The organism is Oceanospirillum sediminis (genome assembly GCF_014164585.1).
GTDB lineage: Bacteria > Pseudomonadota > Gammaproteobacteria > Pseudomonadales > Halomonadaceae > Oceanospirillum > Oceanospirillum sediminis.
The window spans coordinates 1-310 of record NZ_JACJFM010000348.1 but is presented as its reverse complement, the minus strand read 5'-3'; the positions used below and the strand labels follow the sequence as shown (position 1 = coordinate 310).

Sequence of the window (310 nt, the reverse complement as noted above, 5' to 3'; positions counted from 1 at the left end):
AATCTCTTGGAAAAATGGTGAATACAGTTTTTCCAGGATTAATCTCAGACCATTTATCCTCATTAAACTCCACTGTAACCACACCACATGTTGGTACATTATCAATAAACCTATCTCCATAAGTATTTACAAAAGCTGTGATAGCATGGTTATGCCCAAATACCATAAGGGTTTTTATGTCATCATCACAACTTCTAACAACTTCAACCAAATCTCTACCTGAAAAGTCATATAGTTTATGTTCAAAACTAACCTTGCTATCTGGAATGTTTAGGGCTGGCAACAGTATTTGTGCCGTCAACTTAGTTCG

General features: G+C 35.8%; 1 protein-coding gene. It reads right to left on the bottom strand.

The window, feature by feature from the left end:
* The coding region (locus H4O21_RS28880) for a histidine phosphatase family protein (protein ID WP_220495921.1) at positions 1–211 on the bottom strand (211 nt) is incomplete at its 3' end.
* Between the last annotated feature and the right edge of the window lie 99 nt (positions 212–310).